Here is a 25088-nt window from a genome sequence, read left to right on the forward strand (position 1 = left end):
AGGCCTGCCGCCATGTCGAATGTCCCTTCCCTCTCCACGGATACCCGGCTGCCGCCAAGAGCAGGGTTGGGGCTCAAGAGTGCGCATTTTCGTGAGGTGCTCCAGACCCGACCGGACCTGGGTTTCTTCGAGGTGCACGCGGAAAACTACATGGTGGCCGGCGGGCCGCTTCATCACTTCCTGGGGCTGATACGCGAACAGTACCCGCTGTCGTTGCACGGCGTCGGCCTGTCGATCGGTGGAGAGGAGCCGCTGGATGTTGCGCATTTGCAGCGCCTGGCCGCCTTGATCGAACGCTATCAGCCCCAATCCTTTTCCGAACACCTGGCCTGGTCCAGCCACGGCCCGGTGTTCCTCAATGACTTGCTCCCCCTGGCCTATGACGAAGCAACCCTCGACCGGGTCTGCGAACACGTCGACCAGGTGCAGTCCAGCCTCAAGCGCACGCTGTTACTGGAAAATCCGGCCACCTACCTGGCCTTTGAAACCTCGACCTTCGACGAGCCACAGTTCATGAGCGAAGTGATCCGTCGCACCGGCTGCGGCCTGCTGCTGGATGTGAACAACGTCTACGTTTCGTGCATCAACCATTGCCGCGATCCATTGGCCTACCTCGACGCCCTGCCTCTGCAAGCGACCGGCGAAATTCACCTGGCCGGCTTTGCCGAAGATTCCGACAGCCTCGGCGAGCGCCTGTTGATAGACGATCACGGAGCCCCCATCGACCACGCGGTCTGGCAACTGTATCTCCAGGCACTGGAGCGGACCGGGCCGATCGCCACCTTGATCGAACGCGACAACCATGTCCCGGCATGGGAAGTGCTGCTGGCCGAAGCACGCCAGGCCGATCAACTGTTGAGCGCCACCGGAGCCCGGCCATGAGCAACCAGCACGCATTTGCCGCCGCCCTGCTCGACCCGCGCAAGGCGTGTCCGTCCGGCCTGGTCAGCACCAATGGAGCGGGCCCGGAAAGCCGTTTCGCGGTGTACCGCAACAACGTGCTCAGCTCATTGATCAACGCCCTGGCCGACAACTACCCGGTGGTGGCGCAACTGGTGGGCGAAGAATTTTTCCGGGCCATGGCCGGGGTCTATGCCCAATCGACGCCGCCGCGCAGCCCGGTGATGAACGACTACGGGGGCGACTTTGCCGAGTTCATCGAACACTTCGAACCCGCCGCCAGTGTGCCTTACCTGGCGGACGTCGCTCGGCTGGAGCGACTGCATGTGCAAGCCTGGCATGCCGCCGACGCCGAGCCCATGGCGCAAGAACGAATCGTGGCGGCGCTGTCGTCCCCCACGCTGGCGGGGCACCTGAAGATCGGGCTTCACCCGTCACTGCGGCTGCTGCAATCCCCCTACGCCCTGGTGACGATCTGGGCCGCTCATCAGCACCAGGCGCCCGTACCGTTCGAAACGTTTCCCCCGCAAAACGCCTTGGTGCTGCGCAACGGCCTGGACGTAGAGGTGTTTGCGATCAGTCACGCTGCCCATGGGTTCATCGCAGCCCTGCAACAAGGGTCTTCCCTGACGGCGGCCATCGAAGCCTCAATCGATCTTGACCTGGAACAGACCCTGGCGGGGCTCATCCGCCACCAGGCCATCACCCATCTCCTAGCCGAACAGGTATCCCCATGAACGCCCTGATTGCCGGTTTCATTCAATGGCTGGAGAAAATCCCCCACAGCCTGATCGCCTTCGTCGCACGCTTCTCGATTGCCGCCGTGTTCTGGAAATCCGGCCAGACCAAAATCGAAGGACTGGCCATCGACCTGTTCGACGGCACCTTCCAGATCGGTCTGCCGCGGCTGGCGGACTCGACCATCCCCCTGTTCAAAAGCGAATATGCCCTGCCGCTGCTGTCGCCGGAACTGGCCGCGCACCTGGCGGCCTCTGCCGAGCATGTCTTCCCGGTACTGCTTCTGTTTGGCCTGGCGACACGCTTTTCGGCAATGGCCTTGCTCGGCATGACCTTGACCATTCAGGTGTTCGTCTACCCGGACGCCTACCCGACCCATGGCACCTGGGCGGCGGTCTTGCTCCACCTGATGGCCCGTGGACCGGGGGTGTTGTCGATCGATCACCTGATAGCCAAGCGTTACGCCCACGACTGAACACAGATCCCCTCACAGCCCCCCTGTAGGAGCGAGCTTGCTCGCGATAGCGGTGGGTCAGCTTGCACGAATACCGGATGTACCACCGCCTTCGCGAGCAAGCTCGCTCCCACTAGGGATATCAAATGGCCGGGTTATCGCTGTAGCCGATCCAGCGCCTCGCCGCTGCGCTTGAACCAGTCGATCAAATAGTCGGCCAGCACCTGGGTGCGCTTGGGCAGGCCGCCCTGGTACGGGTGCACCAGGTACATCGGCATGCGCCGGGTCTGGTAGTCGCGCAGCAGCCAATGCAGGCGTCCGTCCGCCAACGCTTCATGCAGCAGGTACGACGGCAGCCGGGCGATTCCGGCACCGGCCAGGGCGGCTTTTTTCAGCAGGCTGTAGTGATTGCTGGCGAACGGTCCCGACACTCGGACCCGCAACAGTTCGTGTTGTTGGTGGTAGAGCCATTCTTCCCGGCCGCTGTAGTGACTGTTGAGCAGACAGCGGTGCTCGGCCAGGGCCTGGGGCGTCTCAGGCTCGCCATAGTGTTCGAGGTAGGCCGGGCTGGCGCAGGTCATTTCGTGCCACGCCAACAATGGCCGGGCCACCAGCCGCTCATCGATGGCGGCGTCGGAACGGATCGCCAGGTCGAAACCATCGCGGCTCAAGTCACGGTAACCGTTGTTGAGCTCCAGTTCGATCTGCACATTGGGGTACGTGCGAGCGAACTCCATCAGCAAGCCCTCGAAGAAGGTTTCACCCAACGAAACCGGAACCGTCATACGCACCGGCCCGCAAATGTCATCCTTCAACCGAGCCAATGCCTGACGTGCCCTTTCCACCTGCACCAACAGCGCCTGGGCCTGAGGCAACAGCGCCGCCCCGGCCGCCGTGAGGCTCAAGCGCCGAGTGGTGCGTTGCAGCAATACCACCGAAAACCGATTCTCCAACAGGCTGATGCGCTTGGACAACTGGCCCTTGCTGCACCCCAATTGCTGGGCCGCCAAGGTAAAACTGCCGGCCTCCATCAACACGGCGAACGCCGCCAGGTCATCCATTTCGCTCATTGGATTGTTTCCAAATGAAAACCAAAGGTTGCCTATTAGCATGATTATCACTGGAAAGAACCCCTCTAGACTGAAAACTCATTCAACCCATTAAGGAACAGCTCATGAAAATCCTCTTGATCGGCGCCAACGGCACTATCGGTTCGGCCATTGATAAAGAACTGTCGCCCCGCCACGAAATCGTTCGGATCGGCCGCCACAGCGGCGAATTGCAAGTGGATATCAGCGACAGCGCCTCGATTCGCGCCCTGTTCGAGAAGACTGGCCGTTTTGACGCCCTGGTCTGTGCCGCCGGCAACGTCACCTTTGCGCCCCTGGCCGACATGACCGAAGACAGCTTTGCCCTGGGCTTGCAAGACAAGCTGATGGGCCAGGTCAACCTGCTGCTGATCGGTCGCGAATTCGCCAATGACGGCGCGTCCTTCACCTTCACCACCGGCGTGCTCAGCCACGACCCGATCAAGAGCGGTGCTTCGGCGGCCCTGGTCAACGGCGCCCTGGACAGTTTCGTGCGCGCCGCGGCAATCGAGTTGCCACGGGGCCTGCGGGTCAACTCGGTGAGCCCGAACGTGCTGCTGGAAGCCATGGACAAATACGCGCCTTATTTCCGCGGTTTCAAACCCGTACCCGCAGTGGATGTGGCATTGGCCTACGCCAAGAGCGTCGAAGGCCTACAAACCGGTCAGACCTTTCACGTGGGCTAACCCCCCTTGTGATGCAGGATCAGTCTGAGTAACGTGGCGGCACTTGTCTGGAGACCCAATGATGCGTGCCGCCCGCTCCCTGCTGTTTGTCGCCCTCCTGCCGCTGTTCACCGGCTGCCAATTGCTCGACACCCCACGTCAGAGCGCCTCCCACGCCGGCCAGACACGCCTGCAAGGCGAACTCACGGCGGCCGATGGCAAACTGGTGTTCCAGCCGTGCCAGGAACAGCGCCGCTACATCGTCAACGACAGCGGTGGCACCAGCGTGCTGCAACAGGCCGCCAGCCTGGCCGATGACCGGGGCAAGCTGTTTGCCGATGTACGTGGCCGTATCGTTTCCAGCGCAGCGGCCGGCACCGACAGTCAGTTGGACGTTGAACAGCTGTATCGCCTGGAGCGCTCGGGAACGGCTTGCGAAGACGTCGACTTCAAACGAGTGATCCTGCGCGCCGCGGGGCACAGCCCGGAATGGACGCTCAAGGCCAGTGGCAAGGGCCTGGTGCTGGACCGCGAAGGCCAGCCGCCGCTGGCGGTGCCTTACGTCGAGGAGCAATTGGGCGATGGCCGCTTCAACCTGGGCACCGAGGCCAACGGCCAGAAAGTCGAGCTCTGGGTCACACCTGCGCGTTGTGTCGACAGTGTCAGCGACAGCGTGCAACACATGAGCGCCGAGTTGCGGGTCAACGGCCAGGTCCAACGCGGCTGTGCCTACTTCGGCGGCGCGCGCGACGACTGATTCGCAGCTTTTGGCTTATAATCGCCGGTTCACGCCCTGGTGCAGTTGTGCATCCCGCGAACCGGACCCCGCCATGTTACGAATCACCGAACTCAAGCTGCCAATCGATCACCCCGAAGAAGACCTGCGCCCTGCCATCGTGCAGCGCCTGGGCATCGCCAGCGATGACCTGCTCGACTTCACCCTGTTCAAGCGCAGCTACGATGCGCGCAAGAAATCCTCCGAACTGTGCTTCATCTACACCATCGACCTGACGGTGCGTGATGAAGCCAGCCTGCTGCGCAAGTTCGCCGATGACCGTAACGTCAACGAAGCGCCGGATGTCAGCTACAAAGTGGTGGGCCAGGCCCCGGCCGACTTGAACGAGCGGCCGATCGTGGTCGGCTTCGGCCCGTGCGGGATTTTCGCCGCCCTGTTGCTGGCGCAGATGGGTTTCAAGCCGATCATCCTCGAACGCGGCCCGGAAGTGCGCCAGCGCACCAAGGACACCTGGGGCCTGTGGCGCAAAAGTGTGCTCAACCCCGAGTCCAATGTGCAGTTCGGTGAAGGCGGCGCAGGGACGTTTTCCGACGGCAAGCTCTACAGCCAGATCAAGGACCCGAAATTCCTTGGCCGCAAGGTCCTGCATGAATTCGTCAAGGCCGGGGCGCCGGAAGAAATCCTCTACGTCAGCAAGCCGCACATCGGCACGTTCCGCCTGACAGGCGTGGTGGAAACCATGCGTGAGCAGATCCGCGCCCTGGGCGGCGAAGTACGCTTCCAGCAACGGGTCACCGATGTGCTGATCGAAGACGGCCAACTGGTCGGCGTCGAATTGGCCGGCGGTGAACGCATTCATTCGAAACACGTGATCCTCGCCCTCGGCCACAGCGCCCGAGACACGTTCCGTATGCTCCACAGCCGTGGCGTGTACATGGAAGCCAAGCCGTTCTCGGTGGGCTTCCGCATCGAACACCCGCAATCGCTGATCGACAGCGCGCGCCTGGGCAAGTACGCCGGCCATCCGAAACTCGGCGCCGCCGACTACAAACTGGTGCACCACGCCAAGAATGGCCGCTCGGTGTACAGCTTCTGCATGTGCCCGGGCGGCACCGTGGTAGCGGCGACGTCCGAGCCGAACCGCGTCGTCACCAACGGCATGAGCCAGTATTCGCGCAATGAGCGCAACGCCAACTCTGGCATCGTCGTCGGCATTACCCCGGAAGTGGATTATCCGGGTGGCCCGCTGGCCGGTATCGAGTTGCAGGAACGCCTGGAATCCCACGCGTTCGTGCTCGGCGGCAGCAACTACGAGGCCCCGGCGCAACTGGTGGGCGATTTCATCGCCGGCAAGCCGTCTACGGCACTGGGCAGCGTCGAACCGTCCTATAAGCCTGGGGTGTCCCTGGGGGATCTGGCCCTGGCCTTGCCGGACTTCGCCATCGAAGCCATCCGCGAAGCCTTGCCGGCATTCGAGAAACAGATTCGCGGCTACTCGCTGCACGACGCCGTGCTGACCGGCATCGAAACCCGCACCTCATCGCCCCTGCGCATCACCCGCAACGAATCGCTGCAGAGCCTGAACGTCAAAGGCCTGTTCCCGGCGGGTGAAGGCGCCGGTTATGCGGGCGGGATCCTGTCGGCGGGGGTGGATGGGATTCGGATTGCCGAAGCGGTGGCGCGAAACATTCTCGGCCTCGAAGCCTGACAGTTGGCCCTGTGGGAGCGAGCTTGCTCGCGATGGCGGCCTGGCATTCAACACAGATGTTGACTGATCCACCGCTATCGCGAGCAGGCTCGCTCCCACAAGGGACCCCGGGGTTTTCAAGATTCAGATATTGGCCCGCAACACACTCTCCGGCAGTGCCTCACCCCGCTCCACACTCGCCGCCACGATGTCCATCAGCCCGCTCAACTCATAACCTTGGGCCTTGAGCCATGCCGGGTCGTAATAGGTCGTGGCGTAGCGCTCGCCGCCGTCACACAAGATCGCCACGATCGACCCCGACTCCGCCGCATCCGCCATCTGCCGGGCCGCCATGAGTGCGCCGATCAGGTTGGTGCCGCTGGACCCGCCGACCCGTCGTCCCAGACGCCCGGCCAGGTAATGCATGGCCGCCAGCGATAAGGCGTCCGGCACCTTGACCATCGCATCGATGACGTTCGGCAGGAACGACGCTTCGACTCGCGGCCGGCCGATACCCTCGATGCGTGAACCGCAATCCAGGCGCAGGCTGGCGTCGCCACTGCGGTAGTAATCGAAGAACACCGAACGCTCGGCGTCGGCACACAGCACACGGGTGCCGTGCTGGCGGTAACGGACATAGCGTCCCAGGGTGGCCGTGGTGCCGCCGGTGCCGGGGCTGGAGATCAGCCATGTGGGCTCCGGATGCCGCTCGAAGCGCATCTGCTGGAAGATCGATTCGGCAATGTTGTTATTGGCCCGCCAGTCCGTGGCCCGCTCGGCATAGGTGAACTGGTCGATGAAATGCCCGTCATGCTCGCGGGCCAGACGCTCGGATTCGGCGTAGATCTGCGTAGGATCATCCACCAGGTGGCTCTGACCGCCATAGAAAGCGATCTGTGCGATTTTTTCCCTGGAGGTGGTCGCCGGCATCACCGCAATGAACGGCAGGCCCAGCAACCTGGCGAAGTAAGCCTCGGAAATCGCCGTCGAGCCACTGGAGGCCTCGATCACTGGCGCACCTGGCTTGAGCCAGCCGTTACACAACGCATAGAGAAACAGCGAGCGGGCCAACCGATGCTTGAGGCTGCCGGTGGGATGACTGGACTCGTCCTTGAAGTACAGCTCGATGCCCGGCAGGCCAGGCAGCGGCAGCGGAATCAGGTGGGTATCGGCGCTGCGCTGGAAGTCGGCCTCGATGATGCGGATCGCTTCACGAGCCCACTGGCGATGGTCGTTCATGGTGTGTTTGCTCACTGATCGTATTCAGCGTGGGGAGATCACGCGGTCGTGCAGGCACGGCTGGAGTTCGGAAAAACCAGACGACAGCTTAGGAAAAACCCGACATCACGCACAGGTACAGCTAAGGTCCAATATGACCCGTAACTGCCGACTGCGTGGCGCAGGCCTTGTAACGACATATAACAAAAAAGAATATAACTTTTGTTTTAACAACTAACAGTACGGGTTAGGGTGTGCCATCTTTTTGATTCGATACATGGAGAGCGATCGTGGCTCTACGCAATTCTCTGACACGTTTTTTTCAACTGGAGGCTGCCAGCGGCCTGCTGCTGATCGCCGCCGCCGTACTGGCCCTGGTCATCAACAATTCACCGCTGTCCTGGTTGTATAACGGCCTGCTGGACACCCCGGTAGTCGCCCAGGTGGGCGCCCTGAAGATCGCAAAACCCCTGCTGCTGTGGATCAACGACGGCCTGATGGCGATGTTCTTCCTGCTCATCGGCCTCGAAGTCAAGCGTGAAGTACTCGACGGGCAACTATCAAAGCCGTCGCAAATCGTCTTGCCGGGCGCGGCGGCGATTGGCGGCATGGTGGTGCCGGCGCTGATCTACTGGTTTCTCAACCGCGACAACCCGGCCGCCCTCGCCGGCTGGGCGATTCCGACGGCCACTGACATCGCGTTCGCCCTCGGCGTGCTGGCCTTGCTCGGCAAGCGAGTGCCGGTGTCGCTCAAACTGTTCCTGATGACCCTGGCGATCATCGATGACCTGGGCGCCATTATCATCATCGCCATCTTCTATTCCGGCGCCCTGTCGACCTTGTCGCTCATGCTGGCGGCCGCCTGCATCGCCGTGCTGGTGGCGATGAACCGGATGGGCGTGGTCAAGCTCGGGCCCTACATGGTCGTGGGCCTGATCCTCTGGGTCTGCGTGCTCAAGAGCGGTGTCCATGCAACATTGGCCGGTGTCACCCTGGCGTTCTGCATTCCGCTGCGCACGAAAAACGCCGAGACTTCGCCGCTGCTCACCCTGGAACATGCCCTGCATCCCTGGGTGGCCTACGGTATCCTGCCGCTGTTCGCCTTCGCCAACGCCGGCCTGTCCTTGAGCGGCGTCACCGTCGAGAGCTTCACCCATCACGTGCCGATGGGCATCGCCATCGGCCTGTTGCTGGGCAAGACCGTCGGCGTCTTCGGCCTGACCTGGCTGACCGTGAAAATCGGCATCGCCAGCCTGCCCGCCGGCGCCAATTGGGGCCAGGTACTGGGCGTGGCGATCCTGTGCGGGATTGGTTTCACCATGAGCCTGTTCGTCGGCTCCCTGGCGTTCGAGCCGGGTGTGAGTGACTACGCTGGCATGGACCGGATGGGGATCCTCACCGGTTCGATCCTGGCGGCGTTGCTGGGTTATGCGGTGACGGCAGCGGCCAGTCGCAAGCGGGCGGCATTGCCTTCCTGATACTTTCCAACACGTCTTTAAGTCGTTTCGGGTCCTCAATATCCGGCCCTACCAGTAACTGATGGACAAGTAGAAGTATGGTTGGTGTGTATATCCGTTTCTGCGGTAACGGCTACTTAGGGTTCCGCCCTTACGGCGGGTCACTTTTGGAAGAGCGCCAAAAGTAACCAAAAACGCTTTGCCCCACCACTCGGTGCCTCGCCTAGGCTCGGCATGCCTGAACGAAGGCATCGCTCCGTGGGCCGCCGCGAAGGGCCATCCATGGCCCAGCGCGGCTAACCCGGCATCCATGCCGGGTTGCCCACTGCGCAATACCTTCGTTCAGCCAGCGTGGTTAATGGGGCGCCGAGATCAACATCTAAAGCAAGAGCAAGAGCAAGAGCAAGAGCAAGAGCAAGAGCAAGAGCAAGAGCAAGAGCAAGAGCAAGAGCAATTAATTTGAATAGCAACGACTGAGAGCAGGTTCGCAATTAAATTTCAGCAAACACAAACTTATATAGAAAATAGAACCATTGTGGGAGCGAGCTTGCTCGCGATGACGACAGTAGGTCCAACATCTATGTAACTGAAGCACCGCTATCCGGAGCAAGCTCGCTCCCACACTGGGGCTGGGTAAAATCCGGAAGAACCAGGCCGGCTATAAGGCCGCCTCGCTTCGGCTTTTGATCTGGGGCGCCCCGTTAACCACGATGGCTGAACGAAGGCCTTGCGCAGTGGGCACCTCGGCATGGATGCCGAGGTAGCCGCGCTGGGCCATGGATGGCCCTTCGCGGCGGCCCACGGAGCAAGGCCTTCGTTCAGGCATGCCGAGCCTAGGCGAGGCACCGAGTGGTGGGGCAAGAGCGTTTTGGTTACTTTTCGCCGGGCCGCGCAGGCTTTTCAAAAGTGACCCGCTGTAAGAGCGGAACCATAAGCCGCCGTTACGCAAAAAACGGATATACACCCGTCACCCGAAACGAAGCCATAAAAAAACGGCGCTTTCCACTCCCGGAATAAGCGCCGTTTTCAATTACCGACTCAAGCTTAGTGCGATACGCGACTCGTACCATCCACAGTGGAAATACGAACCCGCTCACCCACACGGAACACCTCGTTTTCCTGAACCTGCTGCACATAGGCACGCATGCTGCCGTCATCTTCACGAACGGTAATTTCCACACCCTGGGTACGGGTCAGGCCTTCTTCAGTAGCCGAACCAATCAGGCCGCCCGCCACGGCACCGATCACGGCAGCGACGATGCTGCCACGACCACCACCGATGGCACTGCCGCCTACACCACCGACCACAGCACCGGCCGCACCGCCGATTGGGGTCTTGGTGCCTTCGATCTTGACCGGACGCAAGGCTTCGATCGTGCCCATGCGAATCGTCTGCACGCGACGCGCTTCGTCACGGGAGTAGGAGTCACCGGTCAGGCTCGACTGACAGCCAGTGAGCAACATCGCCATCGTGGAAAAGGAAGCAACCAGCAAAACAGACTTACGCATAGCATCAAACTCCAAAAGACAGGGATTCATTAAACTCCGCAGCTTGACGCCTGTCACGGCCTCGCCGGGATAAAATTGCTTTCATTCAGGTGGGATACAGGCGCGCCCGAAAAATTCACCAAACAGTAGCGTCAATTTCCGAAACCTGCGTCATCAACCCTGGAATTTTTCATGGATTATTTCATTATCGTCGCCACCACCGTGGCCGGTTTGTATTTCCACTGGTGGCTGTACGTGCGGATCAAACGCTGGGTGGATCGCGATCTGGCGCTTTCACTGGCGGGGCCGGATGGGCAAAAGAAAACCTACATGTTGCAACAATTGGCCCGCGCCCAGGCACAAGGCATCAAGCGCCGCGACCTGCCGCAATGGCTCCAGAGCGCCGCGGCAGGTTATCCCGATGCTAAGGCGCCAGACGCTCGCGAGCCCACTGCGCCCCTTGCAGGCGATAGTTGAGGCGATCGTGCAGGCGGCTCGGACGGCCCTGCCAGAACTCGATGCGTTCGGGCAGCAGGCGATAACCGCCCCAATGCTCGGGACAGTGTGGCTGGCTGTCGCTGAAGCGCTGCTCGGTGGCCTTGAGCAGGTCTTCCAGTTCGCCGCGCCCGGCAATCACCCGGCTCTGGGGTGACGCCCAGGCGCCCAAGCGGCTGCCCAGCGGACGGACTTGGTAGTAGGCGTCCGATTCCTGCGCCGTGACCTTCACCACCTTGCCCTCGATGCGCACCTGGCGCTCAAGGGTCGGCCAGAAAAACGTCATGGCCGCAAACGGGTTCGCAGCCAGTTGCTGGCCCTTGGCGCTGTCGTAGTTGGTGAAGAACGTGAAGCCCTGGGCATCCAGGCCCTTGAGCAGCAGGATCCGGCAGTGCGGACGTCCCTGCTCATCCACCGTGGCCAGGGTCATGGCGTTGGCCTCCACCGGGGCCTGTTCGGTCTTTACCGCGTCGGCGAACCATTGGTGGAACAGGGCGAACGGCTCGGCCGGGGCTTGCGCCTCGGTCAGGCCATCGCGGGTGTAGTCGCGGCGCATATCAGCCAGCGCTTGGGTCATGGCGCATTCCTTGTGGTTAGCCCATCACTGCTTGGGGGTATCGGCGGCCGCGACTTTCTTGGTATCGGTGGCGGCTTTGGCCGGTTGGGGCTTCTTGGCTGGGGTAGCGGGCTTGGCCGCGACCTTCTTTGCAGGCGCCTTGGTCGCGGCTTTCTTGGCCGGTGCTTTCTTGGCTGCGGCTTTGGTGGTCGAGGCCACCGCTTTTTTAGCCGCAGGCGCAGGCGCCGGGGCCGCAGGCTTCACATCCTGGGCGGCAACCATCGTCACTGGAGCCGGGGCCGGCATGTTGTACTTGCTCAGTAGCGCAACCATGGTGTTGGCCGGCGTGACCAGCAATTCCACACGACGGTTCAAGGCGCGGCCCTCAACGCTGTCGTTGGCCGCGCGTGGCGCCACTGCGCCCATGCCACGCAGCATCAGGCGATCACGCTGCAGGCCACTGAGGCGGAAAATCGCCGCCACGGCCTGGGCACGCTCCTGACTGAGCTTGAGGTTGGCCGGTACGGCGCCCGAGGTGTCGGCGTGACCAAGGATCAGCACAGCGGTCTTCGGGTCGGCTTCAAGGAGCTTCGCCACGCGGGTGAACGGGCCGAGGGTCACGGGCAGCAGCATCGCCGGACGGTCCGGGTTGAAGGAACTGTCCACGGGCGCGGTGACCACCAGCACATTGTCGCGGCGCTCGAGTTCGAGCTTGCTGTCCTGGATCGCCGTGCGCAGCTTCGGCTCGTAGTCGTCGAGCCAGGCCTGGGTGACTTTCGGATCGGGCATCGGCACCGCCTTGGCGGTTTCCTGGTCCTTGCCGCCGAACGGCCACCACCACTTGCCATTGCTTTCGGCTTCGGCCTTGGCAACAGCTGTCGGTGCCTTGGCCTCAGGCTTGGCTTGCGCGTCTGCCTTTGCTTCGACTTTTCTGGCGGCGTCTGCGGCGGTTTCCTCGGAAGAGAACGGCCACCACCAGTGGCTGGCACTCTCGGCCTTGGCTTGCGGTGCGACAGCGGCAGGCTTCAGGGGCGCCGCTGGCGCCGTTTCCTTGGCCGCCACCTTGTCGGAAGAGCCGAACGGCCACCAGCCGCCGCTGCCCTCGGCATCATTTTGTGGGTTTTGTGCGCAACCGGTGATAGCGAAGCACAGCGCCAGAGCGAGGGTTTTATTCGATGACATTGGATATCCACAAAATGATCTAAATGAAAAAACAAGGCCATGTCTTGGCCGCATAAACAGACGCTTCGAAACTTAAAAGGACACGAGGTTCCTGTGTCCATGGCCTTCAATGGCGCTTTATAGACAAGTGGCAAGCACCCGCGCAAGATTTTGCGCGCGCGGGTCCATCAAAACGTAAGGCCCAAGCGTGTTGGTCACGAAACCGAACGCTACATCATGTTCGGGATCGGCAAACCCGATGGAGCCCCCGGCCCCCGGATGACCGAACGCCCGCGGGCCGAGGCCGTAGGTCGCGTTCGGCACATCCGGCTGGTCGAGCATGCAACCCAGGCCGAAACGGGTCTGGGTCAACAACGTCTTGTCCTCGCCAAAGCTGTGCTGGCGAGTCAGTTCGTCGAGCATTTCACCTTCCAGCAGGCTGCCGTCCAGCAACCCCGCATAGAACCCGGCCAGGCTGCGGGCATTGCCGTGGCCATTGGCCGCTGGTTGTTGCATGCGCCGCCATTCCGGCTTGTTGGTGCTGGTCATGATCGACGGTGGGTTGGTAAAGGCCCGTGTGGTCATGGCCGTCGGTTCGCGCATCGTCACCTGCAGCAGGCGCTGGGCCGCCGCATCGCCGGCGTTGCCTTTGCCACGGGCGATGTGGGCCACGCGATGGAACTCGTCGTCGGCCAGGCCAACGTGGAAATCCAGGCCCAACGGCTTGGCGACGCGGGCGACGATGGACTCCCCCGGGCCTCGCCCATCGGCCCGGCGCAACAGCTCACCCACCAGCCAGCCGTAAGTGATCGCGGCATAACCGTGGCCTTCGCCCGGCGTCCACCAAGGTGTTTCGGCAGCCAGGGCATCGACCATGGCTTGCCAGTCATAAAGCGCTTCGGGCGGCAGCAATTCATGCAGCGCCGGCAGCCCAGCCTGGTGGCAAAGCAGTTGGCGCAGGGTGATGGATTGCTTGCCGCCCGCAGCAAACTCTGGCCAATAGCGGGCTACCGGGGCGTCCAACTGCAACTTGCCTTCGGCCACCAGTTGCAGGGCGGTGACGGCGGTGAATGTCTTGGTGCAGGAAAACAGGTTGGCGATGGTGTCGCTGTGCCAGGCTTCATGGCCATCCTTGTCGGCGGTACCGGCCCACAGGTCGATCACCGTGCGACCACCCACCTGGATGCACAACGCCGCGCCACGTTCCTGGGGATCATCGAACAGCGCCGCGAACGCTTCACGCACCGCCTCGAACTGAAGCTCATAATGGCCTTGAATCTGCACCCGCAACTCCCTTGAAACAAAGACTTTTTAGAGTGGCTGGCATTGTTTCAGGCATTAGGTCATTTGGGAACCGCCACAGGACGGCTGGCTAAGCATGCCCCTGTGGCAAGAAGAACCTGTGGGAGCAAGGCTTGCCCGCGACGAGGCCTGTGAGGTCTTTCTGAGACCCAGGTGCCTTCATCGCGGGCAAGCCTTGCTCCCACAAATACATGGTTTCACCGTGAAATCGCAGCAGCCTCAGGAAATCTCCCGCCGAAATGGCGGCAATGCATTGAGGATTGCCTTGCCATAGCGCTGGGTGACCAGCCGTCGGTCAAGCAAAGTGATGGTGCCGCGATCCTCTTCGGTACGTAGCAAGCGGCCACACGCCTGGACCAGTTTCAGCGAAGCGTCCGGCACGGAGATTTCCATGAACGGATTGCCACCGCGGGCCTCGATCCACTCGGCCAGCGCCGCCTCCACGGGGTCGTCGGGAACCGAGAACGGGATCTTGGCAATCACCACGTGTTCGCAATAGGCACCGGGCAAGTCCACGCCTTCGGCGAAGCTCGCCAGGCCGAACAGCACGCTGGAGTCCCCACCGTCGACCCGTGCCTTGTGCTTGTTCAGTGTTTCCTGCTTCGACAGGTTGCCCTGGATGAACACCTGCTTGCGCCAGTCACGATCAAGGCCATCGAACACGTCCTGCATCTGTTTGCGCGAGGAAAACAGCACCAGCGTGCCCCGTGAGCCTTCCACCAGTTCCGGCAGGTCGCGGATGATCGCCGCAGTGTGGGCGGCGGCATCCCGTGGGTCGGCCTTGAGGTCGGGCACCCGCAGCACGCCGGCGTCGGCGTGATGGAAGGGGCTCGGGACCACGGCGGTCACGGCTTTCTTCGGTAGGCCAGCGCGCATGCGGAAGCGGTCGAACGTGCCCAGGGCGGTCAGCGTGGCGGACGTCACCAGCGCGCCATAGGCCACGTTCCACAGGTTGCGCCGCAGCATTTCCGCGGCCAGGATCGGGCTGGCATTGACCTCGATGTCGAACAGCGAACCGCTTTCAGCCAGGGTCAGCCAGCGCGCCATCGGCGGGTTGTCCTCCGGGTCTTCGGCGGTGAATGCCGTCCACAGCTCCCAGTTGCCCTGGGATCGGGACAACAGGCTGCCAAACAGCGGGTACCACTCCTCGGCCTGGTTGCTGGCGATACCGATGTTGACCTCGCCGTCCATGCCTTCCTTGAGCAGGTCGGTCAGGCGCGTGAACAGGTCGGTCAGGCGTGCGAAACCTTTCTTGAGCTCGATGCCCATTTCGCGCATGTGCTCAGGAATCACACCGCCGACGAAGCGATGGCGTGGCCGCTCGCGGCCCTCGACGTCTTCGCCGGGTTTGAAATCGGCCACTTGCTCGCACGCGGTGAACATGAACTGCTGATTCGTCTTGATTTCCCGTGCCAGCTCGGGCACTTGCTCGATGAACTTGCCCAGGTCACCCGGCAACGGATGCTGGGCCAGCAGCTTGGTGAGGTTCTTGGCGGTGGTTTCCAGCCAGTCGGCGGTGGAACGCAGCCGGGTGTAATGGGCGAAATGGCCGATGGCCTTGTCCGGCAGGTGATGGCCTTCGTCGAACACGTAGATCGTGTCGCGCGGGTCCGGCAGCACCGCACCGCCGCCCAGGGCCAGGTCGGCCAGGACCATGTCGTGGTTGGTGACGATGACGTCGACCTTGCCCATGCCTTCGCGAGCCTTGTAGAAGGCGCACTGGCCGAAGTTCGGGCAATGGCGGTTGGTGCACTGGCTATGGTCGGTCGTCAGGCGGGACCAGTCAGCGTCTTCCAGCGCCGTGGACCAGCTGTCGCGGTCGCCGTCCCATTTATTGCCCGCCAGTTTCTCGATCATGCTGGTGAACAGCTTCTGGCTGGCTTCATCCACCTCGATCCTGAAGCCTTCTTCTTCGAACAACTGGGCCGTGGCGGTCTGCGCCTGGCCTTCCTGGAGCAACATGTCGAGCTTGGACAGGCACATGTAGCGCCCGCGGCCCTTGGCCAGCGCGAACGTGAAGTTCAGCCCACTGTTGCGCATCAGGTCGGGCAGGTCCTTGTAGACGATCTGCTCCTGCAGGGCGACGGTGGCCGTGGCGATCACCAGGCGCTTGCCGGCGGCCTTGGCGGTGGGAATCGCCGCCAGGCTGTAGGCCACGGTCTTGCCGGTACCGGTGCCGGCCTCCACCGCCACGACGGCAGGCTCGCCGCTGCGCCGGCCTTCGTCGTCGGTGTCGATGTCGCCCAGGACTTTTGCCACTTCGGCAATCATCAGGCGCTGGCCATATCGCGGCTTGAGGCTCTTGGCTTCGAGAAAACGCGAATAGGCGCCCTGGATCGTGGTTTTGAGTTCGGTGCTGATCATGAATGGTCGGGCGCTAAAAACGCTGGATAAATTTTCAGTGGTTCGGATCGGCGGCTATCATACCCCGCTAATGAATCCTGCGCAGAACGGAGTAACCCAATGACACCCTTTGCCCTTGTCTACACCCTGCATTTACTGGCGGCCCTGGTCTGGGTTGGCGGCATGTTCTTCGCCTGGATGATCCTGCGCCCCGCCGCAATGACGGCGCTTGAGGGCCCTGCCCGGCTCAAGTTGTGGGTAGAAGTGTTTCAGCGTTTTTTCGTCTGGGTCTGGGTCGCGGTCGTGCTTTTGCCGATCAGCGGCGTAGGCCTGATCCATCTGCGCTTCGCCGGTTTCGAAACCGCGCCGCGTTATGTGCAGGTGATGATGGGGTTGTATGTGGTGATGACGGCGCTGTTTATCCGCATCCAGGGCTTGCAGCTGCCCGCATTGCGCAACGCCGTGACGGCTCAGGACTGGCCGACGGGTGCGGCGGTGCTGGGGAAGATCCGGCGGTTGGTGGGAAGCAATCTGTTGATCGGGTTGCTGGTGGTGGCGATTGGTGCGGCGCGACCGATGTTCTGAAAATCACATAAAGCCCTGTGGGAGCGAGCTCGCTCGCGATGACGGCATGTCGGGCAATACTTCACCGACTGACACAACGCCATCGCGAGCAAGCTCGCTCCCACAGGTTCAGATCAGATTTTTCGTCAGAACCGCTGCACCGTCACCGTCCCCGCCGCCCCGGCAGGCCCTGGCTGGCCATCGGCGCCAGGACGGCCGCTTTTGCCTCCATCGGCGGTGTAGACCAGGCACCCCTTGGCCTTGCCTCCCGCCCCGGGTTTGCCGCCGTGCCCCGCCGCGCCACCGGCACCGCCGTCCACCGTCACCTTGATCTGCTCGGCAGGGTAGGCCCGGGGCAGTTCGAGGCGTACCTGCGCGCCAGCGGCTCCCGGCTGGCCATCACTGCCATTGCTGCCGTCGGCACCGCGACCGGCCGAACCCCAGGTGCAACCCGGCGCCTGGCCATTGGCACCGTCAAGACCGACAAAACCCGGTGCACCGGTGCCGCCACGGGCGTCCACCGACAACAACGGCGCATTCAACACCGTGAAATGCAGGTTCAGATCACGCCCCGGCCGCGCGGCCTTGGTGTAGGTCCCCGGGGCGCCGCGTGATGTGATCTGGCTGCCCTCGGCCAATTCAGCCTGGGCCACTTTCATTTCCAGTACCTGCTGCGCCGGCACGATGGCGATCCGCGCTTCACGCCCCAGGTGCAACTGATCGATGGTCAATTCAGTGACATTGGAAGGCACCAGCAACGTGCCGTAATCGGCCACCTCCAGTCGTTCCAGGGTCAGGGTGCTGGTGGTATTGGGCAGGCGCATCAACGAATGGCCTTCGACCTGGAGCACCTGGGCCGAAGCCCATGGGCAGATGAGTGCGGCAAGCAGACACAGTTTACGCATGGGAAGCCTCTGGTGCGGTCGGGAGGGTTTGCACGTGGAAGATGCCGAACAGCAGCACTCTGAGGCGATCGCGGCCAGGCGCGGGGCGGCCACGGAAACTGGCCCGGAACAACAACAGTTCCAGCAGATGGAGTACCAGCAGAAACGCGCCGGCGACATTGACCAGCAAATGCAGCGGATGGACGAACGGCACCACCAGATTGACCAGCACCACCAGCCAGAACAGCAGGGTCAGCAAGCGCCCCAGCCCCCAAAACACCTTCATACGCCCCCCTGATCGAGCATTATTCTTTGCCCGCACAGTAACGGCTTGCGCGCAGGATAAGCCAGGGGGTCCGGTAAATTTAATCTAGCCCGGGCCCTGGCCCACCGGATCGCCCTCCCGACGACCCGGCAGCCCTGGGCCGCGCCTCAGCGTTGGATATGCAATTCAACCCGACGGTTCTGCGCCCGCCCTTCATCGGTCTCATTGTCGGCCACCGGCTCGCTTTCACCCTTGCCTTCGCTGGTGAGTTTGCCGGGGGCCAGCCCCTGGCTCAGCAAATACTCCACGACGCTGCTGGCCCGACGCTCGGACAGCCCTTGGTTATAGGCATCAGTGCCGACACTGTCGGTGTGGCCCACCACCCGGATGCTGGCGACATTGGCATGGCTGAGTTTGCCCATTAGCCCATCGAGCTGGCTTCGAGCGTCTGCGGTGAGGTCGGATTTGTCGAAATCGAACAGCACCTTGCCCGCGTCGTTGAGGGTGATGACCTCGCTCGCCGGTGCTGGCGGTTCGACCGGCGGCGCACTGGCCGGGTATTGCGGCACCGGGCAACCGTGATGCTCGACCGGCGTATTGGCCGGGGTATCGGGACAACGGTCGCGGCGGTCGAACACACCGTCGCCGTCTTCATCGCCATCCTGGGCGTAGCAGATCAAGCCACCGCCCAGCAGCCCCAATGCGGCGCCGCCGGCGGCCCAACCACTGCTTTCAATGGCCCCCAACCCGCCGCCGACGACGCCGCCGATCAGGCTACAGATTGGCCAGGTGCGTTGATTGAGCGGTGCGCTGCCGTCGCTGTGAGTGGCGCAGCCGGACAACAGACTGCTTGCCAGCAGTACCGGTAAGGCGGCCCTGATTAGAAGGTTCATGGTGAAGGCTCCTGTGTCACCGGCCCATACCGGTCACACAGGAGTAAAGACCCGCATCCGCAACTCGACAAGCCGCGGATGACAAGGGTTTCAGCGGTTTATCTTGATTTCCGTGCGACGGTTCATCGCGCGGCCATCGGCGGTCTTGTTATCGGCCACCGGCTGGCTCTCGCCGGCACCGGACACCGAGACGAAACTGGCGCGCGGTACGCCGTTTTCGACCAGGTATTGCACCACCGAGTTGGCCCGTTTCTCCGACAGTTTCTGGTTGTAGGCATCGCTGCCGACACTATCGGTATGGCCGGTGACCCGCAATTGCGCGGTGGACGTTTCCTGTTTCAGCCGGGTGGCGACCGTGCTCAGTACCTCTTTGTCGGCCGGGGTCAGCGTGGCTTTGTTGAATTCGAAGTGCACGTCGCGGATCACGATGGTTTCTTCCTTGACCACCGCGACTTCTTCAACAACCACCGGCGCCGGGGCGGGTGGCGGGCAACCGTCGGCATCGACCTGCACGCCCTTCGGTGTGCCCGGGCACTTGTCGCGGCTGTCCGGCACGCCATCGCCGTCTTCGTCGCCGTCGCCATGGGCCCAGCACCAGCCCGCCGCCACAGTGCCGGCCACCAGCGCTCCCGGGCCGATCCAGGAACTGCTTTCGATGGCGCCCAATCCCGCGCCGACCACACCGCCAGTGGCCGCACAGATCGGCCAGTCGGTTTTCTGCAAACCTGCGCAACCAGTCAACACACTGGTTAGCAGAACCAGGGGTAACGCTGTCCGAACTATGCTCATCGGGTTTTCTCCTTGAGGGATCGGCTTGGCGCCGATTCAGGGGAGTAAAGACCCGTCTTCGTATCTGCGCCAGCCTGAGCAATCGCGGGTTTTCGCCCCGTGTTTGCGAAGATTCCGCACGTTCAGAGACAAACCGCTCTAGGCCATGCTGTCCGGGCAGGCTATCGTGGTGGTTCTGACTGAGGAACTTCGATGACCGTTGCCATTTCTTCGCGTACCCCCCAGCAAGCCCTGGCGGCCGTACTTGACCGTTACGCCCCGCAAAAACTGCTGCTGATCGGTGCCAGCGGCTTTCCCGCACTCGAAGCATTCCAGCAGGCCCACCCCGACACCGAAGTGGTCCACGCCGGCCCCGGTGCACTGCCGGCGGACGTGGCGGCGCGACGTTTTGACCTGGCCCTGGCGCTCGATTGCCTGGAGCATTTGCCCAAGCGCGAGGGTCTGAACCTGTTGGGCGGCATCCGTAATCTCAACGCCAGCCGCATCGCCGTGCTCGCCGACCTCAACGCCTGCGGCTGGCAGGAGACGGACTTTTTTTCCCTGGCCCTGCAAGCCAGTGAGCGATTCCAGCGCGAAGATCAGGTGCTGACCCTGTTCACCTACGATCTGCTTGAATACAAACAGGTCCCCGACTGGCTCAACTCACGTTTTTGGGCCAACCCGGAAAACTTTGGAAAATATTGGTGGTAACCGTGAACACAAGCTCGCACTCGCCCATTTGTCCCTGCGGCAGTGGCAACTCACTGGAGGCCTGCTGCGGCCACTACCACGACGGTCATCCGGCGCCCTGCGCCGAAGCCTTGATGCGCTCGCGCTATAGCGCCTATGTGCTGGGCCTGGTGGACTATCTGGTCGCCACCACCCTGCCCGCCCAGCAACAAGGCCTCGATCGCCAGTCCATCCGCGAGTGGAGCGCCAACAGCACCTGGCTGGGGCTGGACGTGGAAAGCAGCGAAGTGTTCGGCGGTCAACCGGAACACGCTTTCGTCACGTTCACGGCACGCTGGCACGACGGCCAGGGCGAGCACAGCCACCGTGAACAGTCCTCGTTCGTGCAGAACGACGGGCGCTGGTACTTCATCGATCCGACCGTGCCGGTCAAGACCGGACGCAACGACAGCTGTCCGTGCGGCAGCGGGCACAAATTCAAGAAGTGCTGCGCCGGCTACTTCAATCGCTGATTTAGGAAACGTCCGACGCTCGCCCATCGCCCCAAGGGGCTAGACTGGGGATAAACCAGAGGCACGGACATGACCCCTCCATCATTCTTGTTGCGCATCACCTGCCTGCTGCTGTTCGTTGGGTTCGGCGGCTGTGCATCCTGGCGAGGTGAAGAAGCCCCGGAACCGCAGGTGCACCTGGTCAAAGTCGAGGTGGTGCGGGCCCGGCTGGTGGAGCAGAGGTTCACGCTGCACTTTCGCGTCGACAACCCCGGCGACAGCGACCTCACCGTTCGCGGCCTGACCTACCGCATCCACCTGGGCGACCTGTTGCTGACCGAAGGCGAGCATGAGCACTGGTTCACCGTGCGCCCCAAGCACAGCGCCTACTTCAAGGTGCCGGTGCGCACCAACCTGTGGCCACAGGTGCGGGAAGTGGTGAAGCTGCTGGAGAAACCCCGGGAACAGATCCCCTATCGCCTGGAAGGTGAGCTGGAAACCGGATTATTCATCGCCCACTACGTGCACCTTGAACGCAATGGCGTGATAATCGCCGCCGATTTAATTGCGGAGTAACCCCGATGACCCAGCAACCCCACGTCCACGGCCCTGATTGCAACCACGATCACGACCATCATCACGACCATGACCACGGCCACGTCCACGGCCCGAACTGCGGCCACGCCCACCAGGAACCGGTGCGCAACGCCCTGAAGGATGTCGGTCGCAACGACCCTTGCCCATGTGGCAATGGCAAGAAATTCAAGAAGTGCCACGGGGCCTGAAGGGCTGGGCGAAAAAGCTTTTCGCCTGTTAGACCGTCATCGCGAGCAAGCTCGCTCCCACAAGAGTTCTGCGCCTCAGCGCAATTGCCCTGTGGGAGCGAGCTTGCTCGCGATGAGGCCGGCGCTGTCAGTACCTGTCCATCAGCCCGCCTGCAGAATCCGCTTCACCCCCACCACCGTCGCATACTCACCGTGCAAGTTGCCCAGGGACATGGCATGCACTTCGGCTGCCGAACGGGCGTTGCCGAAGTAATCGTTCTTGTCGAAGGTGAAGCAGGCGTCCTCGGCCACCCAGGTGTCGAATCCCAGATTGCCGGCCGTACGCGCCGTGGACTCCACCGAGTTATGCGTCGCCACACCGACGATCACCAGTTGCCTGATTCCGGCTTGGCGCAGGTCTCGCTCCAGGTGGGTGCCACTGAACGCATCCGGCACCTGCTTTTGCACCAACCATTCCCCTGCCTTCGGCTCGAACCGTGGCTGGACCTCCACCCCCGACTGCCCCGGCCAGAACACCGAGTCCGGCGAGCGGGACAGATGGTGGGCGTGAATCACCGGGCGCGCCGTGTGTCGCCAGAAAGCCAGCAGTTCCAGCATGCGCAGCTCTGCCTCGGGGTTGTTGCGAGGGCCGAGCCTGGGGTGAAGGATGCCTTTTTGTTGATCGATGAGGATCAGCGCCGCGTCGTTCTGTAGCTCCATGCCGGTTTCTCTTGCTTGGTCTTTGTCTGTTGCACACTTGAGCATCACCCCTTCCAACAGGCAAGCCTTCGAACAAAAGCGATGACCCGGTCCCGGGCTTTCATCGCCAAATCAACAAATAACCCTCGCCCCCGCTTGCGCGGCCTCCGCCTGCTCACTAACGTAGCGCCTTTATTGGTGCCACCCCCCTCCCGCAGGAGCTTTTGCCATGGCCTCGCCAGCCTCTATTTCCTTCATCCCCCGGCTCGGTGTTGCCGCCGCGGTGGCCAGTGTGCTCGGTTTGAGCGGATGCCAGACCTGGAATGCCCAGGACACGGTCCCGCCCACGTCCGGTGTGCAACCGCTCAAGGGGCTGGCGCAGAACGTCTCGGTCCGCCGCAACGCCACAGGCATGCCGCTGATCGAAAGCAACAGCTTCCATGACGCCTTGTTCACCCTCGGCTACGTCCACGCCAGCGACCGTATCACCCAGATGGTGACCCTGCGCCTGCTGGCCCAGGGACGGTTGGCAGAGATGTCCGGCGCCGAACGGCTGGAGGTCGACCGCTACATGCGCGCCGTCAACCTGAAGAAAAACGCCGACGAGCTGTACAAGGCGTCTTCGCCTCGGCTCAAGCGTTTCTTCGAAGTCTATGCCCGTGGCGTCAACGCCTACCTGTTCCGCTACCGCGACAAGTTGCCGTCGGACCTGGCCGCCACCGGTTACAAACCTGAATACTGGAAACCGGAAGATTCGGCGCTGATGTTCTGTCTGCTGAACTTCAGCCAGTCAGCCAACCTGCCGGAAGAAATCGCCAGCCTGGTGCTGGCCCAGACCGTCACCAACGACAAACTCGCCTGGCTGAGCCCGTCCTATCCGGACGAGCAACTGCCCGTGGCCGAGGCCGACAAGCTCCAGGGCCTGCGCCTCAATGGCCAGATCCCGGGCCTGAACGAAATCAGCAAGGCCACCCAGCAATTGGCCGGGTTGAACCTGTTGGGTGCTGCGTCTTCAAGTAACTGGGCCATCGCGCCACAACGCAGCCGCAGCGGCAAGAGCCTGCTGGCCAGCGACAGCCACGGGCCGCTGGGCATGCCGGGGCTGTGGAGCCCGGTACAGATCCGTGCGCCCAAGTACCAGGCGGCCGGGATTTCCGTGGCGGGCATCCCGATGATCCTGGCCGGGTTCAACGGCAAAGTGGCCTGGAGCATGACCAGCGTGCTGGGGGACAACCAGGATCTGTTCCTGGAAAAAATCCGCCGCCAGGGCAATGGCCTGTCCTACGAGGTCAACGGCAAATGGCAACCGGCGATCGTGCGCAACGAAACCTACTTCATCAAAGGCCAGCGGCCGATTCGTGAAGCGGTCTTCGAGACCCGCCACGGCCCGTTGCTCAACAGCGCCCAAGGCACCGCCAGGGCCAACGGCTTCGGCCTGGCCTTGCAGACGCCGAGTTTCAGCGACGACAAGACCCTGGACGCCTTCTTCGACCTGTCCCGGGCGCAGAACGTCGAGAAAGCATCCGACGCCAGCCGGGAAATCCGCGCCATGGCGGTGAACCTGGTCTTTGCCGACGCCAGCCATATCGGCTGGCAAGTCACCGGGCGCTACCCGAACCGCCGTGAAGGCGAGGGCCTGTTGCCATCGCCGGGTTGGGACGGTCGCTACGATTGGGACGGTTACGCCGACCCGATGCTGCACCCTTACGATCAAGACCCGGCCCAAGGCTGGCTCGGCACGGCCAACCAACGGGTCATCCCCCATGGCTACGGCATGCAGTTGTCCAACTCCTGGGCTTCGCCGGAGCGTGGTGAACGCATGGCCGAACTGGCCGGCGCAGGCAAGCACGACACCCGCAGCCTGACCGCCATGCAATACGACCAGACCACGACGTTCGCGGCCAAGCTCAAGCAAGTCTTCGAAGCGCCGGGCATGAGCCAACCGCTCAAACAGGCCATCGAAGCCCTGCCGGTGGCTGACCGGGCCAAGGCTCGCGAAGCCTATAGCCGCTTGATGGCATTCGATGGCCGGCTCAGCCCGACCTCCGCCGACGCGACGATCTATGAGCTGTTCCTGCAGGAAAGCATGAAGCAGATTTTCCTCGACGAACTGGGTCCGGACAGCAGCCCGGCGTGGCAGGCGCTGGTCGCCAACGGCCAATTGTCCTACTCGGCCCAGGCCGATCATCTGCTGGGGCGTGAAGACAGCCCGTTCTGGGACGATGTGCGCACACCCCAGAAAGAAGACAAGGCCGTTATCCTCGCCCGCAGCCTGGCCGCCACCATCAACGCCGGTGACAGCCAGTTGGGCGGTGACCACAAGGCCTGGCAATGGGGCCAATTGCATCGCTACGCCTGGAAGAACAGCACCGGCCAGATCGTACGCGGCCCGCTACCGGCCGGTGGCGACGCCACTACGCTCAACTCGGCGGCGTTCGCCTGGGGCCAGGACTTCACCACCACCCTGGCGCCGGCCATGCGCTTTATCGTTGACTTCGGCCAGCCCGAACCGTTGATGATCCAGGACGGCGCCGGCCAGTCCGGCAACCCGGTCAGCCCGCACTATGCCAATGGCATCGATCCGTGGATCAAGGGGCAGTACCAGAGTCTGCCGTTGCAGTCGCAGAACTTCGATCGGGCGTATGGCAAGACGCGGTTGACGTTGGTGCCCGGCAAGTAACTGCAGCTTTTTTTTTGCGGGCGCTACGCACCCGATCGCGAGCAAGCTCGCTCCCACAGGGGCCGGTGTTGAATCCGTATTGCGATTCGACACAAAGCCAAT

Annotated in this window: 26 protein-coding genes; 14 read left to right on the forward strand and 12 right to left on the reverse strand. The window is 62.6% G+C overall.

Features of this window, described 5'->3' with window-relative positions:
- Nucleotides 1–12: 12 nt before the first annotated feature.
- Genes BLU85_RS07015 through BLU85_RS07025 form a run of 3 tightly spaced genes read left to right on the forward strand, consistent with a single transcriptional unit; the run spans nt 13 to nt 2113 of the window.
- Nucleotides 13–882, forward strand: a complete 870-nt coding sequence (locus tag BLU85_RS07015; protein WP_092203967.1) for an MNIO family bufferin maturase — start codon at nt 13–15, stop codon at nt 880–882.
- Nucleotides 879–1637: an HvfC/BufC N-terminal domain-containing protein gene (locus BLU85_RS07020; protein WP_092203969.1), complete on the forward strand. Its 759-nt coding sequence runs from the start codon at nt 879–881 to the stop codon at nt 1635–1637. The genes BLU85_RS07015 and BLU85_RS07020 overlap by 4 nt, the downstream gene beginning before the upstream one ends.
- Nucleotides 1634–2113: a DoxX family protein gene (locus tag BLU85_RS07025; RefSeq protein ID WP_092203971.1), complete on the forward strand. Its 480-nt coding sequence runs from the start codon at nt 1634–1636 to the stop codon at nt 2111–2113. The genes BLU85_RS07020 and BLU85_RS07025 overlap by 4 nt, the downstream gene beginning before the upstream one ends.
- A gap of 134 nt (nt 2114–2247) precedes the next feature.
- Here BLU85_RS07025 and BLU85_RS07030 read toward each other — a convergent pair whose 3' ends face one another.
- Nucleotides 2248–3162, reverse strand: coding sequence for a LysR family transcriptional regulator (locus BLU85_RS07030; RefSeq protein WP_092203973.1), 915 nt, complete (start codon nt 3160–3162; stop codon nt 2248–2250).
- 104 nt (nt 3163–3266) lie between these two features.
- On the opposite strand from BLU85_RS07030, the gene BLU85_RS07035 reads away from it, so the two are divergent.
- From BLU85_RS07035 to BLU85_RS07045, 3 genes are all read left to right on the forward strand, one after another.
- The gene (locus BLU85_RS07035; RefSeq protein ID WP_092203975.1) at nt 3267–3866 is read left to right on the forward strand and encodes a short chain dehydrogenase; all 600 of its coding nucleotides are present in this window, start codon (nt 3267–3269) and stop codon (nt 3864–3866) included.
- A 61-nt stretch (nt 3867–3927) separates the two neighbouring features.
- Nucleotides 3928–4602: a COG3650 family protein gene (locus tag BLU85_RS07040; protein ID WP_092203985.1), complete on the forward strand. Its 675-nt coding sequence runs from the start codon at nt 3928–3930 to the stop codon at nt 4600–4602.
- Between the two features lie 73 nt (nt 4603–4675).
- On the forward strand, nt 4676–6289 hold the full coding sequence (locus tag BLU85_RS07045) for an NAD(P)/FAD-dependent oxidoreductase (protein ID WP_092203977.1): 1614 nt from the start codon (nt 4676–4678) through the stop codon (nt 6287–6289).
- A gap of 123 nt (nt 6290–6412) precedes the next feature.
- Here BLU85_RS07045 and BLU85_RS07050 read toward each other — a convergent pair whose 3' ends face one another.
- A complete protein-coding gene (locus BLU85_RS07050; RefSeq protein WP_092203979.1) occupies nt 6413–7507 on the reverse strand; it encodes a PLP-dependent cysteine synthase family protein in 1095 nt (364 codons plus the stop codon).
- A 269-nt stretch (nt 7508–7776) separates the two neighbouring features.
- On the opposite strand from BLU85_RS07050, the gene nhaA reads away from it, so the two are divergent.
- Nucleotides 7777–8964 (forward strand): Na+/H+ antiporter NhaA, encoded by a 1188-nt coding sequence (gene nhaA, locus BLU85_RS07055; protein ID WP_092203981.1) that lies wholly within the window; start codon nt 7777–7779, stop codon nt 8962–8964.
- Nucleotides 8965–9987: 1023 nt separating this feature from the next.
- On the opposite strand, the gene BLU85_RS07065 is transcribed toward nhaA, so the two are convergent.
- Nucleotides 9988–10452 (reverse strand): outer membrane lipoprotein, encoded by a 465-nt coding sequence (locus tag BLU85_RS07065; RefSeq protein WP_047228399.1) that lies wholly within the window; start codon nt 10450–10452, stop codon nt 9988–9990.
- Nucleotides 10453–10623: 171 nt separating this feature from the next.
- Between BLU85_RS07065 and BLU85_RS07070 the strand changes: the two genes are divergently transcribed.
- Entirely contained in the window at nt 10624–10908 is a 285-nt protein-coding gene (locus tag BLU85_RS07070; RefSeq protein WP_092205463.1) for a hypothetical protein, read from the forward strand.
- Here the strand turns inward: BLU85_RS07070 and pdxH are convergent.
- The 4 genes from pdxH to dinG all read right to left on the reverse strand — a co-directional run bounded on the left by pdxH (nt 10856) and on the right by dinG (nt 16309).
- The gene (pdxH, locus tag BLU85_RS07075) at nt 10856–11503 is read right to left on the reverse strand and encodes a pyridoxamine 5'-phosphate oxidase (protein WP_092205462.1); all 648 of its coding nucleotides are present in this window, start codon (nt 11501–11503) and stop codon (nt 10856–10858) included. The two genes, BLU85_RS07070 and pdxH, sit on opposite strands and share 53 nt — an antisense overlap.
- Before the next feature lie 24 nt (nt 11504–11527).
- Nucleotides 11528–12664, reverse strand: a complete 1137-nt coding sequence (locus BLU85_RS07080; protein WP_092205461.1) for an OmpA family protein — start codon at nt 12662–12664, stop codon at nt 11528–11530.
- Between the two features lie 117 nt (nt 12665–12781).
- Nucleotides 12782–13927 carry a serine hydrolase domain-containing protein gene (locus BLU85_RS07085; RefSeq protein WP_092205460.1) on the reverse strand — a complete coding sequence of 382 codons (1146 nt, stop codon included), beginning with the start codon at nt 13925–13927 and terminating at the stop codon, nt 12782–12784.
- A gap of 237 nt (nt 13928–14164) precedes the next feature.
- On the reverse strand, nt 14165–16309 hold the full coding sequence (gene dinG, locus BLU85_RS07090) for an ATP-dependent DNA helicase DinG (RefSeq protein ID WP_092205459.1): 2145 nt from the start codon (nt 16307–16309) through the stop codon (nt 14165–14167).
- Between the two features lie 99 nt (nt 16310–16408).
- On the opposite strand from dinG, the gene BLU85_RS07095 reads away from it, so the two are divergent.
- Nucleotides 16409–16873 carry a CopD family protein gene (locus BLU85_RS07095; RefSeq protein ID WP_092205458.1) on the forward strand — a complete coding sequence of 155 codons (465 nt, stop codon included), beginning with the start codon at nt 16409–16411 and terminating at the stop codon, nt 16871–16873.
- Nucleotides 16874–16998: 125 nt separating this feature from the next.
- Here BLU85_RS07095 and BLU85_RS07100 read toward each other — a convergent pair whose 3' ends face one another.
- From BLU85_RS07100 to BLU85_RS07115, 4 genes are all read right to left on the reverse strand, one after another.
- The gene (locus BLU85_RS07100) at nt 16999–17757 is read right to left on the reverse strand and encodes a hypothetical protein (protein WP_092205457.1); all 759 of its coding nucleotides are present in this window, start codon (nt 17755–17757) and stop codon (nt 16999–17001) included.
- A complete protein-coding gene (locus BLU85_RS07105; protein ID WP_092205456.1) occupies nt 17750–18022 on the reverse strand; it encodes a DUF1145 domain-containing protein in 273 nt (90 codons plus the stop codon). Before BLU85_RS07105 ends, BLU85_RS07100 begins: the two co-directional genes overlap by 8 nt.
- Nucleotides 18023–18168: 146 nt before the next feature.
- Nucleotides 18169–18894, reverse strand: coding sequence for a PA1041 family peptidoglycan-binding anchor lipoprotein (locus BLU85_RS07110; protein WP_092205455.1), 726 nt, complete (start codon nt 18892–18894; stop codon nt 18169–18171).
- A 90-nt stretch (nt 18895–18984) separates the two neighbouring features.
- The gene (locus BLU85_RS07115; RefSeq protein ID WP_092205454.1) at nt 18985–19683 is read right to left on the reverse strand and encodes a PA1041 family peptidoglycan-binding anchor lipoprotein; all 699 of its coding nucleotides are present in this window, start codon (nt 19681–19683) and stop codon (nt 18985–18987) included.
- Between the two features lie 192 nt (nt 19684–19875).
- On the opposite strand from BLU85_RS07115, the gene BLU85_RS07120 reads away from it, so the two are divergent.
- The 4 genes from BLU85_RS07120 (at nt 19876) to BLU85_RS07135 (ending at nt 21628) form a co-directional block, all read left to right on the forward strand.
- The gene (locus BLU85_RS07120; protein WP_060738918.1) at nt 19876–20373 is read left to right on the forward strand and encodes a DUF6231 family protein; all 498 of its coding nucleotides are present in this window, start codon (nt 19876–19878) and stop codon (nt 20371–20373) included.
- Between the two features lie 2 nt (nt 20374–20375).
- The gene (locus BLU85_RS07125) at nt 20376–20864 is read left to right on the forward strand and encodes a YchJ family protein (protein ID WP_092205465.1); all 489 of its coding nucleotides are present in this window, start codon (nt 20376–20378) and stop codon (nt 20862–20864) included.
- Between the two features lie 69 nt (nt 20865–20933).
- Entirely contained in the window at nt 20934–21419 is a 486-nt protein-coding gene (locus BLU85_RS07130; protein WP_060738920.1) for an LEA/WHy family protein, read from the forward strand.
- A gap of 5 nt (nt 21420–21424) precedes the next feature.
- A complete protein-coding gene (locus BLU85_RS07135; RefSeq protein WP_003198420.1) occupies nt 21425–21628 on the forward strand; it encodes an SEC-C metal-binding domain-containing protein in 204 nt (67 codons plus the stop codon).
- A gap of 141 nt (nt 21629–21769) precedes the next feature.
- Here the strand turns inward: BLU85_RS07135 and BLU85_RS07140 are convergent, their stop codons facing one another.
- Nucleotides 21770–22327 carry a cysteine hydrolase family protein gene (locus BLU85_RS07140; protein ID WP_092205453.1) on the reverse strand — a complete coding sequence of 186 codons (558 nt, stop codon included), beginning with the start codon at nt 22325–22327 and terminating at the stop codon, nt 21770–21772.
- Between the two features lie 208 nt (nt 22328–22535).
- On the opposite strand from BLU85_RS07140, the gene BLU85_RS07145 reads away from it, so the two are divergent.
- On the forward strand, nt 22536–24986 hold the full coding sequence (locus BLU85_RS07145; RefSeq protein ID WP_092205452.1) for a penicillin acylase family protein: 2451 nt from the start codon (nt 22536–22538) through the stop codon (nt 24984–24986).
- Nucleotides 24987–25088: the final 102 nt, after the last annotated feature.

The sequence above is a fragment of the Pseudomonas sp. NFACC14 genome (assembly GCF_900106885.1).
GTDB lineage: Bacteria > Pseudomonadota > Gammaproteobacteria > Pseudomonadales > Pseudomonadaceae > Aquipseudomonas > Aquipseudomonas fluorescens_AA.